Raw genomic sequence first — 16,033 nt, forward strand, 5'->3', positions numbered from 1 at the left:
GCTATAAGTATTTTTTTTATACCTCACAAAAAAACAATAAGGATTTTCTTAATGATGAAATCTTTCTTAATTTTGTTAAATTAAACGCCGTCAATATCCACTAATTCATAACTTGGCGGTCATATTGTTCTTGCTTTTTAACATAAATTTATGTTGTTTAATTGACATCACAAAAGTAAGCAAAAAAAACTTAGTAAAATTTGCAATCATTAAAACTGCATAACTTGTGTATGTTTTTGTTTTATTTTTTTATATTTTCAACAGGTAATAAATTTGTATTATTTTGATTTTCAAATATTTATATCACAAAAATAAAAACAAACTAATAGTTTTTATTTTAAAATTTGTAAATCTTTTTTTTAATTTTCAAAAGTAGGTTTTTGTTTTTGCATCTGAGCCATCAGAGCAATCTCTACATCTTTGCTCATTAGTTGTGAGGCATTCCAATAGCTAATAAATGCCAAACTTTCCTGCACTGTGTGTTCTCTGCTATGCAAGAGTGCTTTTTTGATACCTCTTACCACAAGTGGAGATTTTTCCGCAATTTGCAAGGCGATGCCTTCCACTTCTTGAAGCAAACTCTCTTTATTTTCATACACTTTATTGAGCATTCCCATTTGCAGAGCTTCTTGGGCTGTGAAATTACGGGCAGTATAAGCAAGTTCGGCTACCAGCCCCGCAGGAATAAGTTTGGGCAGACGTTGCAAAGTGCCTAAATCAGCAATAATGCCCATATCCACTTCTTTGATGCAAAAATAGGCTTCTTGCGAAGCAAAACGCATATCACAAGCACAAATCAAATCCACTGCTCCGCCTATGCAAGCACCGTGCAAGCAGGCTATCACGGGTTTAGAACACTTTTCAATGGCATTGATGCTTGCTTGCAGGTTCTGAATAAATTGCTGTATTTTTTCAGCGGCTCTTCCGATATCTAAACCCGAAATCATTTGTTTCAGGCTCATAAGCATAGTAAGGTCTATGCCTGCTGAAAAATTTTTGCCCTCGCCATACAAAACCACTACACGCACCTGCGGATTTTCCGAAAATGCTTGCATTGCTTGGGGCAATTCTTGCCAAAAATGGCTATCCATTGCATTGGCTTTTTCAGGACGATTGAATTTGAGAATACCAATATTCCCTTTAACTTCGGTGCTGATAGATTGAAAACTCATAGAACAAGGTTTAGAAACTGGTTTCAAAATTAAAGAAAATTCCCAACTCTTTGAGACGATTATAGCTGAAATCTAATTGAAAAACACTATTGTAATAGGTTACAAGGTCAATACCTGCTCCCATACCCCAAAGCATTTGGTTTGCCAAAGGATTGTTTTCAGAGAAAAAAACATTATCACGGACAAAGCCTGTATCAAAAAATATTTTTGGAAAAACGCTTACAGGTATGGTACGCAATTGCGAAGGTAAAAATTTTACATCTTTCTTAAAATTTAGTATTCGGCACTTAAAGTCAGTTTTGAACCAAGCATAATGTTGCCCATCAATCACGTACAACTGATATCCTCTTATTAAATCGTTTCCATAGCCTAGTGCTTGTGCATTGGTGTAAGGCTGTCCATTATGAAAAAGCAACCTACCTCCTATCGCCCAACTGCTAAAAAGATATTCGTTCCAGTTTTTATGATATTGTAATGTAGCGTAAAAAGACCATAAGTTAAGATTGTCCTGAGGAAATAGACCATACTTACTTGCTCTCAAAAGCACTTTTTTGCCTTTCAACGGATAGCTGAAAAAATCGCTGTCGTCATAGAGATACTCATAGTTTAGATGAAAATATTTTTGAATATTCTGACTTCGTAAATGATAGTTGGGGTTGAGCAGTAAAATAGTATCATTCACCCAATTATGCGTAAAATGCAATTCTAAATTTTGCCACTGATAAAAACCTGTGCGTCTGCGGATTTTGAAATTTGTTGTAATTCTTTCACGTAAATTTTCGTCATATTTCAGGTAGGCAAGTTTGTTATTTTCAGTTTGGAAAGCCAAATTTTTGAATTGCGTATAAGCAAAATAGAAATGCAAGCCGTAAATTTGTTTTTTATCAATATAAGGAATTTTGTAGGCAAATTTATATCTTTGTAAAAAGCCCGTTTGAGCAGTGAGTTCAAGGGTTTCGTTACGCCCACGCATATTACGTTTGGTAAAAATAATTCCATAGTTTAAGCGTGAAAAATCTTTGTTTCTATCATAAAACCACTCGTTAAAATTTCTATCACCAATTTCTAAAATAGGGGCTACAAATACAAAAAAGCGTTCTTTCATTTTCACAAAAAGAACTTTACTATGCTCACCCGAAGTTTCAAAGCTCGCTTCCACTTCAATAAACAGATTGAGATTAAAGATGCGATTTTTGATTTTCTCGCAAATCTCAAAAGTTTGAGCTTCAACAAGGGTATCACCTTTTCGCAATTCTATTTCTCGGAGAATGATGAAATCTTTGGTTTTTTTATTGCCCTGCAACACAATATCTTCTAGCACAAACCAATCTGTTTGCCCCCAAGCAAGTGAGCAATAAAAAGCCCATACCATCAAAAATACAAAACGCAACACAATTCTACAAGCTATTTTTTGCTGAAAATAGGGATTTTCAGAGAAAAAAACAAATTTTTCTTGCAAGATTGTTTTTTTTGTATTACTTTTGCAACTCAATTTTGCGGATGTGGCGTAATTGGTAGCCGCACCAGACTTAGGATCTGGCGCCGTGAGGCGTGGGGGTTCGAGTCCCTCCATCCGCACCAAATCTTATCCTCTGCAACATTGCAGAGGATTTTTTTAATCCTAAAAATCTTTTCACTTATGGAAATAGTGTTTGAAAAGCAAAGCGAAGTTCGTGGAAAACTCTCTATTACGCTCCAACCCGAAGATTATTTGAGCGAACTTGATAAAGAACTCAAAAAGATTGCCAGCAAAGCTCATATCAAAGGTTTCAGACCAGGGAAAACACCTGTAGCCGTAGTAAAAAATCTATACGGCAATGAAATATTAGGCGATACCGTTCTGAAACTCTTCTCTCAAAATGTAGATAAATACTTACGCGAAAATGATATACATTTTTTAGGAGAACCTATTGCTCCCGAAAATTACGATTTCCCACGTTTCAATGTTCGCTTTCCTGAAACTTACTCTTTTCAAGTAGAGATGGCTCTTGTTCCTCCGTTTGAACTGAAAACCGAAGGCATTGAAGCCATATCTTACAAAATTACCCTTAGCGAGGAAGAAAAAAATAAAGAGTTTGAGGCATTTTTAGAAAGACAAGCCTCTATCAAAGAAGCACAAAAGGTAGAAAGTGAAAATGATTTTGTAATGGGAAATTGTACTTTTAATCTTGAAAGTACAGAAGTAGAAGCAGAAAGCCAAACCGAGCCTACAACGATTACTCGTTACGCTCTATTTTTAGTAAGCAAGCTCAAAAAGGAAGCTCAAGAGCAATTTATGGGCTTGGAAAAAGGTTCGGAAATTGAGATTTACCCCTTTCAGGTATTTGAAAATGAAGAAGATACAAAAGAAAATATTTTTGGTACAAAAGAAGAAGATTTCACTTTGCTCAAAGATAAAAAAGCTAAATTCCAAGTAGAGCGAATTAGTCGTAGAGAAAAACCTGAGCTTACTGAAAGCTATTTCAAGCAAGTTTTCCCCAATGAGGAAATTTCTGACGAAAATGCCTTCAAAGAAAGAATTTTACAAAATATTGTTAGTGATATAAATATTCACGCTATCAATTTTGCCAAAGAAAAACTAAAAGAGGATTTTATCAAACAAAATACTTTTGAAGTAGATATAGAATTTCTTTTACGCTATCTTACCCAAGCCAAAAGAGTTTCAGAGGCTGAAATTAAAGAAATCAAGCAAAAGCCACAAGAATTTCTGAAAGGCGTACATTGGGAGGTATTAAGCAACGAACTTATCAAAAAGTACAATGTAGAAGTAACTTTTGAAGAAGTAAAGCAAGATTATATCAATGGTGTAATTGCAAGAGTCAGACAAATGGGATTGAACACGGGCGATGACGCTTGGATGTATGAGTTTGCTTTCAAACAATTCAAAGGTCTTAACAAAAGTCAAATTGATGCTATCTATACCAACATAGCTCGTGAAAAAGCAATTGATAGACTTTACGAAGAACTTCCCAAAACTGAAAAAGAAACCTCTCTCAAAGAATTTGATGAAATATTAAAACGGGGAATAAACGCATAGTGAGCAAAAGCCTTCAAGCCAAACTTGAAGGCTTTTTATTTGGAAAAAAACAAGCATCTATGCACTAAAACAGCTTGCTTTGAAGTTTTATGTAAAAGATTTTCCCTATGAAAAAATTTCTCTACTTCCCTTTTCTGTTTTTTTCGGGCTTGCTTTTTGCCCAAGAAGTTTCTTTGGAAGAAGCTTTTCAGATAGCTTTACAAAACAACTGGAACACAAAAATTTTGCAAAATAACCTTCAAATTGCAAGCAACAATAATTTTGCAGGTAACACAGGCAAACTGCCTCGCATTACGCTTAATGTAGCGGATAACTTTCAACTTTTTGGCATCAATCAGCAACTTTCAAATGGCACTGAAATCAGCAGAAATGGAGCTGTTTCCAATAATTTGAATGCAAATATCCGTGCCGATTGGCAAATTTTTAATGGTGGTAGAATCTGGGCTTTACAAGAACGCTTGCAAATTGTAGAGAAAAATACTGAAATAGCTCTCAAAAATCAAAAACAGCAACTTTTAGCACAGGTAGCAGCGGCATATTTAGAAATTGTACGACAAAAGCAAAACCTGAAACTACAACAAACACTGCTATCTATTACCCAAGAACGTCTTAAAATTATTCAGAAAAGAGTAGAAGTAGGAACAGCCAACCAAACAGACCTTTCTCTTGCTCAATTAGATGTAAGTAACCAAGAACAAGTTATTCGCTCACAAGAACTGGCTCTTAAACAAGCCAAAATCAACCTAAATTTACTTTTAGCCCAAAATCCTGATACTCCTTTGGAAGTAAAAGAAAATGTTACGCTCAAAGAAAAATTGCAGTTGGAAAGTCTGAAAAGTAGTTTGGAGCAAAATCCTCAATTAGAAATTGCTCGCAATAATCTTAAAAATAGCCTCACTTTTGAAAAAGAAGCCAAAGCTCAAAAAATGCCTTCACTTACCATTAGTGCAGGATATTCGTACAATCGGAATAATAGTACAGCAGGCTTTTTGTTGCTTAATCAAAATTATGGGGCTTTTGTAGGATTCAATTTGGCAGTACCACTTTACAATGGCGATATTTTCAACCGCCAATACCAAACTGCCCAGCTACAAACTAAATCGCAAGAATTGGAATATAACCGAATTAGACAAGAACTCCAAACCGAATTAGAACGCCAATGGCAAAATTACCTTATTGCCCAAGAGCAATATCAGATAGAAACTATTAGCTCGCAAAATGCCCAAGAGTATCTGAAAATTATGGACAAACGCTTTTCACTTGGGCAAGCTACTATTATTGAAATTCGTGAGGCTCAAAGAGTTGCCGAAATTTCCGAAAATCGTAAAATTCAAAGTTTTTTCAATGTAAAACTTGCAGAAATTCAGCTTTTGCTCGTAGCAGGTAATATAGATACACCTTAAAAGTTTTCCGAACTTACTCACTATTTTTTTTGTTTATCAAGTGCTTTTAGCAAAAATGGTCAAACTCTAAAATTTGAAATGTCTATGCAAGCAATGAAAGGAACGCTTTCCATTCATACTGATAACATTTTTCCAATTATTAAAAAATTTCTTTACTCCGACCACGAAATATTCTTACGTGAGCTGGTTTCAAATGGTGTTGATGCCTGTCAAAAATTGAAGGCTTTGAGTTCTTTGGGAGAATTTACAGGCGAACTCGGAGACTTGAAGGTGCAAATTAGCGTAAATAAAGATGCCAAAACTATCACTATCAATGACACAGGCATCGGAATGACTGCCGAAGAAATTGACAAATACATCAATCAAATTGCTTTCTCAGGGGCTACTGAATTTGTGCAAAAATACCAAGATAAAATTTCCGATGCTCGTAACCAAATCATTGGAAATTTCGGATTGGGATTTTATTCGGCATTTATGGTGGCTAAAAAGGTAGAAATTATCACCAAGTCGTACCAAACTGAAGCTCCTGCCGCTCGTTGGGTTTGCGAAGGTAATACCGAATTTACCATAGAACCCGCCGAAAAATTACAACGAGGAACAACTATTATTTTGCATATTGCCGAAGATAGTGAAGAATTTTTAGACAAATGGCGTTTGAGAGAAATTTTGAATAAATATGCACGTTTCTTACCTATTCCTGTTGAGTTGGAAGGAGAACAAATCAATCAAACCAAGCCTCTCTGGACAATTCCTCCCACCGAACTAAAAGATGAAGATTATCTGAATTTTTACAAAGAACTTTATCCACTTGCCGAAGAGCCTCTTTTCTGGATACATCTCAATGTAGATTATCCTTTCAATCTGACGGGCATTTTGTACTTTCCTAAAATCAAAAACACTTTGGAAGTGCAAAAAAACAAAATTCAACTTTATTCAAGGCAAGTGTTTATTACCGACGAAGTCAGTGATATTGTCCCTGAATTTTTGATGCTTTTACACGGCATTATAGACTCACCCGATATTCCTCTGAATGTATCGCGTAGCTACTTGCAAGCCGATAGTAATGTAAAGAAAATCAACACTTACATTACCAAAAAAGTTGCTGATAAACTCGCCGAACTTTTTCGTAACGATAGAAAATCCTTTGAGGCAAAATGGGAAAGCATCGGACTTTTCGTCAAATATGGTATGCTCACTGATGAAAAATTTTACGAAAAAGCCGAAAAATTCTGCTTACTCAAAAATATTGAAGGTAAATTTTTTACACTTGACGAGTATAAAGAACACACCAAAGCCAACCAAACCGATAAGCACAGCAATCTTGTTTGGCTTTATACCAACGATAAAGAAAAACAATTCACCTACATTGATTCAGCCCGCAAACGAAGCTATGATGTTTTGATTTTTGATGGTATCTTGGATAATGCCTTCGGCGAAATGTTAGAACGCAAACTTGAAAAAACACAAGTTCGCAGAGTAGATGCCAATGTAATAGACAAACTCATTCTCAAAGAGGAGGAGCATAAATCTGTACTTACCAAAGAGGAAGAGGAAAAGGTAAAAGAACTTTTCAAGAAAGTAATTGCCAACGATAAAATAACCATTGAGCTACAAGGATTAGCTCCTGACGAAATGCCTGTACTTATCACTTTACCCGAGTATATTCGCCGTATGCAAGAAATGAGCCGTTTGCAGGGTTGGTCTTGGGCTTTGAATGAAAACAACTTCAACGTAACCATCAACGGCAATCACACGCTGATTAGCAAATTGCTTAAAGAAAACGACGAGCATAAACAAATCGCTCTTGCCTCACATCTATATGATTTGGCACAACTTTCACAGGGTATTCTTTCAGGAGAAAAATTGAGCAACTTTATTCAGAAAAGCATTGAATTTTTAGGTTAATGCTTGAAGCGGAAATACAATTTTTCTTGTGTTTCCGCTTTTTTGTTACAATAGCTCAATTTTACGCATATCCAGAGCTACCCCAATGGTTTTCTTATTTTTATCAAAAATAGTATTGAGGGAAAGTTCGTAAATATCATCAAAAAAAGTAATATTGGTTTTGAATTTTTCACCTGCCAAAGCTCTTTCTAAAAGTGTTTTCCAAGTTTCCCATTCAGAAGGAGGGACAATTTTTTCAAAACTTTCATCAATTTTCACTTCTTTATTGGCTTTTTCTTTGATAGTTTTTTCAAAGGCTTCGTTGAATACCACAAAGTTATATTTGTTATCCAAAGCGAATACGCAGTCTTCTAAATTATTGATTAAAGCACGCAAATCTGCCTCCTTCTCTTCCATTTCTCGTTGGATTTTCATCATCTCTTCTTGGTTCTTTTTGATTTCGGTAATATCCTTTGCAAAGACCGTAACCCCCTGTACGTTGTCGCTATCATCAAGAATGGGGTTGTAAGTAACCAAGAGAGCGATTTCTTCACCTTTTGAGCCTACGTAATGCTCTTCCAAACGCACCTTTTCACCTGCCAATGCTCTATCGTAAGGATCTTTGAGGCGGTGGTAGTTTCTTTCAGGGAAGGTATCCAAGATGTTTGTGCCAATATCTACTTCACGCCCCATTTGACGAAAGACATTTTGTAAGTTTTCATTGATAATAGTTACGAAGTAGTGCTTATCGATGGATAAAATTCTTTCGTCGGTATTGTTGATAAGAGCAGTAAGGTTTTCCTGTTGAATTTTGGTGCGAAGTTGGATTTCTTGCATTTGCCTTTCAGCTTCTTTTCTTTGCGTAATATCTTCGGCAACCATAAGGATTTTGGTAGTATTGCCGTTCAAGTCAAAAATAGGGTTAAAACTACCTTGCAACCAGATAGTTTCACCATTTTTGTTTTTGTATTCATACTCCCCTGTACGGAACTTACCACCTTTCAATTCTCGCCACATAATTTTGTAATCATCATTTTCAGCCTCTTCCATAAGCAGAAGCGTATTGTAATGTTTGGCGAATAGTTCATCTTTGGTGTAGCCAAAAGTTTGCAAGGCAAGGTCATTAAGGTCAATGATAAAACCCTGTAAATCAAATTCAAAAACAATAGATGAACGCCGCAAAGCTTCTACCTGCCCCTGATAGTCAAGCACTTGTTTTTTCTCTTCGGTAACATCAAAAGCCAAACAAGTAACTTTGTAGAGTGTATCTGTTTCGTCAGGAACAGGCACATAAGTTGCCCTAATCCAGATTTCTGTTCCATCACGAGCCACACGTTTATACTCTCCCATTTGGGTTTTACCTGCTCTCAAATTATCCCAAAAACGCAAGTATTCCTCACTATACGAACTTTGTGTATCCAGAAAAATACGGTGATTTTTGCCTTTTACATCAGTAATTTTATATTTAAATTTTGCTAAAAAAAGGCTGTTGGCATTGAGCAATCTACCCTCCATATCGTATTCTGCCTCCAAAAGTGTAGTACCAATAGCATACGATTGAGAACGCAAAGCCTGCTGATTTCGTCTCATTTCTTCTTGGGTACTTTGTAATTTGAGCAGGTTTTGCCTCATTTGGTCTTCTTGCAATTTGAGTTGCGTAGTAGTATTTTCCTGCTCTTTCAAGAGCAAACGAGTTCTTTCATTTACTTTTACGTTGGTTATGGTAGAGGCAATGTTATTTGCCAAACGCTCAATAAATTCAACTTTATAAGGTTCAAATTTTTGGAACGTAGTAAGTTCTATCATTCCCACCAAAACTTCGTTGAGTTTTAGCGGCACAATAAGCACATTATTAGGCTTTGCAGAACCCAAACCCGAAACAATGTCAGAATAATCATCGGGAACATCATCAATGTAAATGGTTTCTTTATCAATCAGCACTTGCCCTATTACACCTTCGTGGGGGTAAATTTTTTGTTTCAAGAATTTTTGTTGTCCGAAAGCATAAGCCGCTACAATTTCGGCATACATTTCTTTTGTCTCATTTTCTTTGCTTTCCTCCTCTACAATATACATACAACCTTGTGCCGCTCCTATATATTCAACAAGTTCAGAAATAATGTTGTAAGCCAGTTTTTTCAGATTGTCATTATCTTTACGCAAAACTTCCACGAATTTGGTTAGACCAGTATTGCTCCACTCGCGGTTTTTTTCGCTTTGTGCCACATTTATCATACGCTCACGCATATCCAGCAATGCTCCCGCCAAGCTTTCCTTTTCGAGTTCTGTATAGTTTTCAACACCTTTGTATTGAGCATTCAAATTGCCCCTACCAATATTTTGAATAAAATCAGTGGCATTCTCCAAACTACCCACAATTCTATTGATAGCCCTCACCACCGAACCAACCTCATTGTTAAATTCGTATTCAATAGGCTTACTACTGTATCCTTCGGCGATTTCTTCTGCGGCTTCGGCGATGATATTCAGTGGTTTCAGCACCACATCTTTAATTACAAAAAATGCTCCTACAATAGCTCCTGCATTGATAAGCGTAAGAATTAAAATAATCAGGTCTGCATTCTGACGTTTTTTGTCCAGAACAAGCAAAAACTCTCTAACCAGTTGCTCATTAAGCAAAAGCATTTCTGAAGACTTGCGTTTGAGATAATCAATAGCTTTGAGTACTACAGGATTTATGATTTGCTTCTCTTCAAAACCCATTTCAGCAAGTTTTTCAAGCTCAATATCCAATTTCACTTCTTGTTTTCCTTCTTGCCGAACAGCAATTTTAGTGGGTTCAGCAACTACAATGCTAGCAGTATCCTGATAGCTTCGCCAAAGTTTTTCTACCCTTTTGATAGTAGGTAAAATAGTTTCATCAGCTTTGTCAGTAATTTCTACTTCTCGGTTATCTACGGTAATGGTTCCCCCATCGCGTAAAGCTCGGAGTATTCTTCCGTGTTCGGCGATATGCTCACGCAAAATCACCTTCATATTTTCATTTCCTTCGGCAACTTTCTGAGCATCTAATACAATGAGTTGCGAAAGGGTACGATTACGCCCCGCAATATCCACTAAATACTGCCCTTGTTCAATAGCATTGAAAAAATAGCTTGTCAGAACATAGTTGAGTATCAGAATTATCAAAAACACCCCTAAAAGTAAAAAGAGGCTATTTCTGATGATAGGATTATAGTGCCGTTGATTACTCATTGCTGTAAGATGTTTGAATGAAAATCTGGCTTTTTGCTATCAATAAATTTCTCTATGCTCAAATTGAGCCAACTGAGTGCATTTAATCCAAGAATTTTTTCTTTGGTAGCATCGCTTAAATCAGGCATACTCTCTACGAGCTTGCCCGGTTCTAATTCGCCCAAAGGGAAAGGATAATCTGTTCCTAAAACAACTTTATCTTCACCAATTACTTTCAAAATAAGCCTCATCGCATCGGGGTCGTGAACGAGTGAATCTACATAAAATTTGCCTAAATACTCTCTTGGATGAACGTTGTTATCAATAGCACACAAGTCAGGACGAACCTCAAAGCCGTGAGAAATTCTGCCAATTGTGGCGGGGAAAGCACCTCCCCCGTGTGCAAAAGCTACTCGTAAGCGAGGCAAACGTTCAAAAACCCCCCCAAAAATCATTGAACAAATCGCAAGCGAACTTTCCGCAGGCATACCCACCAGCCACGGAAGCCAATACTTCGGCATACGTTCCTTTCCTATCATATCCCAAGGATGTACGAAAATAGCGGCTCCCAAGTCTTCTGCAGCTTGGAAAAAAGGAAAAAGCACCTCATCAGAAAGATTCCAGTTGTTGATATGAGACCCTATCTGCACTCCTGCCAAGCCAATTTTCATACAGCGTTCAAGTTCCTGAATGGCAAGTTTAGGTTCTTGCAGGGGGACGGTGCCTAATCCTACAAAGCGTTGGGGGTATTTATGAACCAGTTCTGCTATGTGGTCATTGAGAAACATTGAAAGGTCAAGAGCATCGAAAGCACTTGCCCAATAACTAAACATTACAGGAATAGTAGAAAGAACCTGCACATCAACTTTGTGGCTATCACATTCTTTCAAGCGAACTTCTGCGTCCCAACAATTGGCATAAATTTCACGAAAAAATTTGCCATCAATCATCATTCTGGCACAGCCGGGCTTGTGGTGGTCAAGATTGACAAAACCTGCATAACCATACCGCTTTTTCAAGTCGGGTAAGTGTTCGGGTATGATATGCGTGTGTATGTCAATTTTGAGGCACATAGGAATTACTTTTTTATTAAACCTAATTCTTTTCTTTATTCAAAATAAATTCATAATCTTTGCTTCGCTCTAACATTTCAAAGTTGTTTTTAAGTGTTTGTAATTGACTTAAACTTTTACTTTCTGTGCCAAAATATTCAATAAGTAGCGTTGGAACAATGTATAAATCAAAATTACCATCTTTGGTAGGACAAACACCGATAACAACATCTGCCGTTTTCGGCGATTGAATGTATTTTTTTACATCAGATTTATATTCTCTATCTACCCCTCCTCGTGTGCCTCCTGTAAATCTTATAGATTTTGTTGCAGTTTTAGATTGTACACGTATAAAAATTTCTTCATCATTTGTATTTTTGAGAACCACTAAAATATCATACTCCGATAGAGGTAAATCAACCAAAGAAACATTCAAATATCTTTTCATTAAAATACCTGCTAAAATTAACTCGTGAGCAAATCCATCAACAGCGGCTTTTTTGCCTATATCTGCACGGTCATTAGGAAAATGTGTATCCATACTCACTTTCTTAAAACAATTATCCAGTCGGTGTTAATTCGCTCTTCTCTTGGCACTTTAATAAAGTGCTTAATAATTTCAGAACCGAAATAGGTTTCTAAATGATACCCTATTTGCTCAGCAATGGGTATTAGATACCTCCACGTTTCAAAATTATGCTTGCGAACCAAGTTGTTTCCTACGACAATAATATACCTTCCGCCTTTTTTTAATACACGATATACTTCTTTCAAATTTTCGGACATATCCTCTAAGTACTTGTACAAAATATAAGAGCGTCTTGGGTCAATTTCATAAATAGCTTTTAGTACCTTATCCGCAGTTTCAATGCCTATCTGATGTAATTTTTATAGAATGTTGCACTTACGCTTTCCGTGCCAATATGTTGCTTTTTCAGCTCTGTTAAAGAGCCATTTACAATATCCAACCAATACATTTCAAGCTGATGTGTTCTCGGATAATCTACTGCATTTCCGTAAGGCGGTGAAGTAACAGCCAAGTCAAATGTATTATTAGAATATTTTATATTTCTTGCGTCAGAGTCGTGAGAGATTTCAAGAAATGAATTAGTAACATTTTCAGAAAATTCTGTAATTCTTTGAGAAAAAATAAGCAAATTTTCAGCAAACTTCGTCAGAGCCAAAGAAGGATAAACTTGCTTATTGAGTTTTTTACGAATAACTGTACGAGTACAATTATCGTCAGCGTTGGAAACATTGCGAATAATGGAGGAAAAACAAATTTTGTAAAAGTCTTTTAAGTGTTCATTCACAGACAGATTTTCAATTAAATGTTTGATGTAGGTGAGTTCTTTTAGAATTTCTACCCGAAACCAATTATCTCTGTACGGGAATTGAGGAATTTGCTCATTTTTTATCAAAATAGGCTGAAAAAATGTAATTTGTTCTAAAATAAACTGATTAGTTTGGTTCAATTCGTCCAAATTGAGTGGGGTAGTTTTGACTTTGGCTAAAAAACGAGCAAAAGGGTCAATATCAATGCCTACTGAATTTCTGTTGTGAAGCAAACATTCAATATTTGTAGTAGCACTTCCCATAAAAGGTTCTAAAACCCATTCATTCGGCTTGGAATACCTCTGTATGAGCCAACGAGGTAACTCAGGAAAAAATTTCGCAGGATATTTATGTATTCCGTGCGAAAAACGACTTTGGTCGTAACTAATAAACAAAAATCTTTGTCCATTTTCTATGGGTAAATCCACGGGAATAGTGCCATCTACACGCACCAATTTTTCACCAAAACTATTTTGAATTTCTTTTACATTAGAGGGTTCATCAAAGATAGAATAAGTCGGGGGCGTATATTTTTTGATACGCTTTTTGGCTACTTTCAGCTGTATTTCCTCAATATTTACAGGGTAATAACTCATAAAAAAATCTTACTTTTTCAAAATCAAAATCACAATACCTGTGATAATTACATTCAGGATAGAAAGGGGTAACAATCCTTTCCAGCCAAGATTCATTAATTGGTCATAACGGAAGCGAGGGAGTGTCCAACGTACCCACATATAGAAAAATACAAAAAACAGGGCTTTGGCAAAAAGAGCTACTACGCTTAAAATGCTTGCTATGTTCTGACCAAAATTTTCAGCCACTACACTCATAAAAGGATAGTTATAGCCTCCAAAATAAAGCGTAGAAATCATTACAGAAGAAACAAACATATTGATATACTCGGCAAAAAGATAAAACCCAAGTTTCATACTGCTGTATTCAGTATGATAGCCGCCAATCAATTCACTTTCACACTCGGGCAAGTCAAAGGGGGTACGATTACATTCAGCAAAAGCACAAGTCAGGAAAATAATAAAACCCAAAGGCTGATAAAATACAAACCACACATCTTTTTGGGCTTCAACGATTTCACGAAGAGAAAGCGAACCCACCATCATAACAATAGCAATGATAGAAAGTCCCATAGCAAGCTCATAGCTGATGTTTTGCGAAGCGGCACGAATAGCTCCCAAAAGTGAGTATTTATTATTAGATGCCCAGCCTCCAATCATAATGCCATACACACCCAAAGCTACTACCGCAAACACGTATAAAATTCCGATGTTTCCATCAACACCTTGAATGTAGAATTTGTGTCCGAAAAGTTCCATTTCTGCCCCGAAAGGAATAACCGCCGAAGTCATTGTAGCGGCAAGCATTGCCGCAGAAGGTCCCAAGATAAACAGCCATTTATTCGCTTGCGAAGGAATAAACTCTTCCTTGAAAAACATTTTACCTGCATCAGCAATAGGTTGCAATAATCCAAAGGGTCCCGCTCTGTTGGGGCCTATTCGGTCTTGAATAAACGCCGCAACTTTGCGTTCTGCATAGGTAGAATAAGTAGCTATCAGTAACGTAATACCGAAAATGAGTAAAATAATCACTCCCTTGATGAGTAATAGCGTTAGTTCCATAGGGTTGCTTGATTTTTAAGGCAATTTCAGAAAAATATTTGAATGTGCCAAAAATAGAAATAATTTTTCAGTAAAAATGCCTTCATTTCTTGAAGGCATTTTACAAGTTTGTTTTACAGAAAAATAACTTTTTTTATAAATTCAGAGTTGCCAAGACATTATTCATATTTCGTACTGCTTCGGCAGATTTATTGAATAACTCTTGTTCTTCGCTATTGAGCTGAATATCTATGATTTTTTCCCAGCCATTTTTGCCAATTATCACAGGCACACCCAAGCAAATATCTTTTTGTCCGTATTCGCCGTTGAGTGGTACACAAGAAGGAATTATGCGTTTTTGGTCACGTACAATGCTTTCTACCACTGCCGCCGAAGCCGCTCCTGGTGCATACCAAGCAGAAGTTCCGATTAGTTTTGTAAGAGTAGCTCCACCCACCATTGTATCAGCGGCAACTTGTTTGAGCGTTTCCGCAGAAAGAAACTGAGTTACAGGAACCCCTCTGTAAGAAGCAAGACGTGTAAGCGGGATCATAGTTGTATCGCCGTGTCCGCCAATAACCATACCTTGCACATCGGCAGGTGAGCAGTTAAGAGCTTTAGAAAGATAAGTTACGAATCTTGCACTATCCAAAGCCCCGCCCATTCCGATAATACGATTGGGAGGTAAACCCGCCACTTTATGAGCAAGGTAAGTCATTGTATCCATTGGATTAGAGACTATCACCAAAATAGTGTTTGGTGAATATTTAACTATTTGTTCTACAACGCTTTTCACAATACCTGCATTTACGCCGATAAGTTCTTCGCGTGTCATACCTGGCTTGCGAGGCACTCCCGAAGTGATAACCACCACATCAGAATTAGCCGTAAGACTATAGTCGTTGGTAGAAGAAATTAGGCGTGTCAGTGAGCCAGTCAAAGTAGTGGCTTGCAACATATCCAAACTTTTTCCCTCACTGAGGCCCTCTTTGATATCCAATAATACAACCTCATCAACAATTTGACGATAGCTGAGTACATCGGCAGTGGTAGCCCCCACATTGCCCGCTCCTATTACAGTTACTTTCATTGGTGTATCTGTTTTTTGATGAAACCATATTTTGCCCAAAATTACAGATTTTTTTGAGTGAATGAATTTTCTTTGAAAAAAATAAACCCAATACTTGGATATAATAAAAAATATTATAAATTACGTGAATTATAAGTCTAACTTATTGTTTTCAAGGGATTTAAATAAAAAAACTTAGGGTAATTGAAAAAATGATTAACTTTGAGTTGTACTTTTTAAATATTTAATCATATGAGTCAATTACCTCTA

The 16,033-nt window shown here is 36.6% G+C and carries 12 protein-coding genes and 1 tRNA gene; 4 read left to right on the forward strand and 9 right to left on the reverse strand.

The genetic code is table 11. The features are described from left to right. Window positions 1–359: 359 nt before the first annotated feature. Both Rain11_RS12555 and Rain11_RS12560 read right to left on the reverse strand, forming a co-directional pair. The gene (locus Rain11_RS12555; protein WP_101359720.1) at window positions 360–1,172 is read right to left on the reverse strand and encodes a crotonase/enoyl-CoA hydratase family protein; all 813 of its coding nucleotides are present in this window, start codon (window positions 1,170–1,172) and stop codon (window positions 360–362) included. A 10-nt stretch (window positions 1,173–1,182) separates the two neighbouring features. Then, the gene (locus Rain11_RS12560; protein ID WP_165778139.1) at window positions 1,183–2,493 is read right to left on the reverse strand and encodes a POTRA domain-containing protein; all 1,311 of its coding nucleotides are present in this window, start codon (window positions 2,491–2,493) and stop codon (window positions 1,183–1,185) included. A 175-nt stretch (window positions 2,494–2,668) separates the two neighbouring features. On the opposite strand from Rain11_RS12560, the gene Rain11_RS12565 reads away from it, so the two are divergent. The 4 genes from Rain11_RS12565 (at window position 2,669) to htpG (ending at window position 7,517) form a co-directional block, all read left to right on the forward strand. Further along, a tRNA-Leu gene (locus Rain11_RS12565) sits at window positions 2,669–2,753 on the forward strand. 58 nt (window positions 2,754–2,811) lie between these two features. Further along, window positions 2,812–4,209 (forward strand): trigger factor, encoded by a 1,398-nt coding sequence (locus Rain11_RS12570; RefSeq protein ID WP_101359722.1) that lies wholly within the window; start codon window positions 2,812–2,814, stop codon window positions 4,207–4,209. A 107-nt stretch (window positions 4,210–4,316) separates the two neighbouring features. Beyond that, window positions 4,317–5,612 carry a TolC family protein gene (locus Rain11_RS12575; protein ID WP_101359723.1) on the forward strand — a complete coding sequence of 432 codons (1,296 nt, stop codon included), beginning with the start codon at window positions 4,317–4,319 and terminating at the stop codon, window positions 5,610–5,612. Window positions 5,613–5,696: 84 nt separating this feature from the next. Then, window positions 5,697–7,517 carry a molecular chaperone HtpG gene (gene htpG / locus Rain11_RS12580; protein WP_101359724.1) on the forward strand — a complete coding sequence of 607 codons (1,821 nt, stop codon included), beginning with the start codon at window positions 5,697–5,699 and terminating at the stop codon, window positions 7,515–7,517. A 45-nt stretch (window positions 7,518–7,562) separates the two neighbouring features. Here htpG and Rain11_RS12585 read toward each other — a convergent pair whose 3' ends face one another. From Rain11_RS12585 to mdh, 7 genes are all read right to left on the reverse strand, one after another. Beyond that, complete coding sequence (locus tag Rain11_RS12585) at window positions 7,563–10,712, reverse strand: PAS domain S-box protein (protein WP_101359725.1); 3,150 nt, start codon at window positions 10,710–10,712, stop codon at window positions 7,563–7,565. Further along, window positions 10,709–11,764 (reverse strand): amidohydrolase family protein, encoded by a 1,056-nt coding sequence (locus tag Rain11_RS12590; protein WP_101359726.1) that lies wholly within the window; start codon window positions 11,762–11,764, stop codon window positions 10,709–10,711. Before Rain11_RS12590 ends, Rain11_RS12585 begins: the two co-directional genes overlap by 4 nt. A 22-nt stretch (window positions 11,765–11,786) precedes the next feature. Further along, window positions 11,787–12,284, reverse strand: coding sequence for a hypothetical protein (locus Rain11_RS12595; RefSeq protein ID WP_101359727.1), 498 nt, complete (start codon window positions 12,282–12,284; stop codon window positions 11,787–11,789). A 2-nt stretch (window positions 12,285–12,286) separates the two neighbouring features. Beyond that, window positions 12,287–12,550, reverse strand: coding sequence for a class I SAM-dependent methyltransferase (locus tag Rain11_RS12600; RefSeq protein ID WP_133121594.1), 264 nt, complete (start codon window positions 12,548–12,550; stop codon window positions 12,287–12,289). Between the two features lie 65 nt (window positions 12,551–12,615). Then, window positions 12,616–13,674: a DNA methyltransferase gene (locus Rain11_RS12605; protein WP_101359729.1), complete on the reverse strand. Its 1,059-nt coding sequence runs from the start codon at window positions 13,672–13,674 to the stop codon at window positions 12,616–12,618. A gap of 9 nt (window positions 13,675–13,683) precedes the next feature. Further along, window positions 13,684–14,715 (reverse strand): NADH-quinone oxidoreductase subunit NuoH, encoded by a 1,032-nt coding sequence (gene nuoH / locus Rain11_RS12610; protein WP_101359730.1) that lies wholly within the window; start codon window positions 14,713–14,715, stop codon window positions 13,684–13,686. 133 nt (window positions 14,716–14,848) lie between these two features. Beyond that, a complete protein-coding gene (mdh, locus tag Rain11_RS12615) occupies window positions 14,849–15,784 on the reverse strand; it encodes a malate dehydrogenase (protein ID WP_101359731.1) in 936 nt (311 codons plus the stop codon). Between the last annotated feature and the right edge of the window lie 249 nt (window positions 15,785–16,033).

The organism is Raineya orbicola (genome assembly GCF_002843425.1).
Lineage (GTDB): Bacteria > Bacteroidota > Bacteroidia > Cytophagales > Thermonemataceae > Raineya > Raineya orbicola.